Raw genomic sequence first — 1786 nt, 5'->3', positions numbered from 1 at the left:
TCGACTTGCTGCAGGTTTTTCTGCATGATGCCGACATCGGCACATTAACCATGTTGCCGAGTGGGAAAACATTTTTTTCGTGCATCGCACCAGGTTGGGGTCAGGCTTCGAAGATGTCAAGTTTGATGAGGCGGTTGAAAATAGCCGGGAAGCTGTAGAACGTGCTGCAGGATGTCTGTGATGCGTTTGCAGAAGGGGAAATGGACAGTTGTTATGGCGATCTGAAGTATGTCCCCAGATTAATGCCAGATTATACTGTAATCGCCGTTTCGACATTCCACAAAACTTGCACCAGACAAGGGCAGTGTGTATAATACACAATATGAATAGCAAAGACCTTATAAGGCGTCTTGAAGCCGAAGGGTGGGTGCTTAGAGGCGTCAAGGGCTCGCACCATATTTACACACACCCAACCCAACCCGGTCATATCAGCGTTCCCCATCCTAAACGCGATTTAGGAGTGGGACTGGTTCACAAATTACTGAAACAAGCCGGTCTTAAGTAAAGAGGAAGGACACTATGAAATTAAGATATCCTATTGCCATCGAACCCGGTGATGATACCCACGCATTTGGAGTGGCGGTTCCCGATCTCCCCGGTTGTTTCTCAGGCGGAGACACTCTTGATGAGGCGGTTGAAAATAGCCGGGAAGCTATTGCCTTGTGGATAGAAACCGTGCTCGATGATAATGGCACGGTTCCCGCCCCTGGCCTTCTGGCCGATCACGTGAATAATCCTGATTACAAAGGCTGGTTATGGGCGATAGTCGAAGTTGATGGGTCGTTGATCGACGACCACTCCGAGCGGGTCAATATCAGCATGCCGCGCCGGATATTATCCAGAATAGACCGTTATGCCGCAGCCCATGGCGAGACAAGAAGCGGTTTTCTCGTCAATGCCGCACTCGAAAGGATCATCCACGGTTAGATCAGCAATGGGGTCTTAGAAGATATCAAGTTGAAGCAGGTTTATTAATTTGCCGTCAGGGCCGGTGTTCTTGCAAACCGCCTTATCTCTTCACGGTGGTCTTCAATCAGTTTGTCCATGGATTTTCCTCTGTCGCAATCGTTGATGCCAAGGGGATAGACTCCACTTTATTACTGCCTGTAAGTCTGTATCTTATCCGAATCGTATAGAATTCTCGTCGTTTCTCTATCCCTATTTTGCTGGTGTTTTATTTATCCTTTCTTCGGCCAAAGCCAGGGATTTAACGATTTCGGCCTTTTCTGCGGACATCTTCTCTTTCTGGACCTCTGCAAGCTGAAGATCTAAATCCTGCGCTCGAGCTTCCGCTTTTCCTGTAGCCTGGTCGGCCCGTTCGACTTGCAGCGTGGCTTTTGCGGCTTCGGTTCTGGATGTTTCAGCGATCTCAATGAGTTGCCGTCGCTCGGTTTCTAGCGCCTCGATATATGATATTAAAAGAATGCAAAAAACATCAAATAATTTTATATAATATATAGTTTTTTACGAGGAAACCGGAATCGAATTGATCTACCTGCGCGGCAGTTCTGTACCGCGATTCATAATCTCGATATAGTCCGCGTAGCTGAACAGGCGGTTACGCTTCTGAGCGGTCAGCTCCTTGACGATGCCGAGCTGCTCAAGGTGGCCGAGTGCCTTGTTGATAGTCGCCGGAGTGATGCCTGTCTTCTCTACTAGTGAGCCCGAGGTGGCGATGGGATGCTCCATCAGCGCCCGGTGAACCTGTAGGGTAGATGTCGCCGCTCGGCCGAGGCTGCTGATCTTGTCGCGATCCTGATTCGACAGGTCCAGAAGCTGCCGCGCC

Annotated in this window: 3 protein-coding genes; 2 read left to right on the top strand and 1 reads right to left on the bottom strand. The window is 49.4% G+C overall.

All coding sequences use genetic code 11. The features are described 5' to 3' along the window. The first annotated feature begins 322 nt into the window (after positions 1–322). Entirely contained in the window at positions 323–505 is a 183-nt protein-coding gene (locus tag ACYQ8U_RS22905; protein ID WP_459947879.1) for a type II toxin-antitoxin system HicA family toxin, read from the top strand. A gap of 14 nt (positions 506–519) precedes the next feature. Beyond that, entirely contained in the window at positions 520–927 is a 408-nt protein-coding gene (locus ACYQ8U_RS22900) for a type II toxin-antitoxin system HicB family antitoxin (RefSeq protein WP_459947878.1), read from the top strand. A 564-nt stretch (positions 928–1491) separates the two neighbouring features. Here the strand turns inward: ACYQ8U_RS22900 and ACYQ8U_RS22895 are convergent. Beyond that, the coding region (locus ACYQ8U_RS22895; protein ID WP_459947877.1) for a winged helix-turn-helix transcriptional regulator at positions 1492–1786 on the bottom strand (295 nt) is incomplete at its 5' end.

It is taken from the genome of Desulfocastanea catecholica, assembly GCF_054657295.1.
This window is presented reverse-complemented; position numbering and strand designations above follow the sequence as displayed.

What these genes read in the sequence shown, in the direction of transcription:
- ACYQ8U_RS22900 (WP_459947878.1), top strand. Translation starts at nt 520, where the DNA reads ATGAAATTAAGATATCCTATTGCCATCGAACCCGGTGATGATACCCAC.
- ACYQ8U_RS22905 (WP_459947879.1), top strand. Translation starts at nt 323, where the DNA reads ATGAATAGCAAAGACCTTATAAGGCGTCTTGAAGCCGAAGGGTGGGTG.